Below are 221 nucleotides of genomic sequence, written 5' to 3' on the forward strand. Positions count from 1 at the left end.
CTTTTCGGGCTGAACTCCCGCTTTGTCGATGACTCCAGACTTAAAGCACAGGCCCTGCTGGACTCCCAAACAGAACTGCTGAAGTTAGAAAATGAAGAAACAGAAGAGAAGCTGGGCCGGGCCAGGAAGAAGCTCAGCCTGGCTATGAGGAAACTGGCGAAGGCAGAGGAAAAGGGGGCTGCTTCAGAAGTTATTGAAAAGCTCCGCCTGGCAGTCAAGGG

At 52.9% G+C, this 221-nt stretch carries 1 pseudogene; it reads left to right on the plus strand.

Annotation, left to right across the window (positions count from 1 at the left end):
* A pseudogene (locus ULO1_RS11210) lies at positions 1–221 on the plus strand (IS200/IS605 family accessory protein TnpB-related protein); the annotation flags it as partial.

The organism is Carboxydocella sp. ULO1, assembly GCF_002049255.1.
GTDB lineage: Bacteria > Bacillota.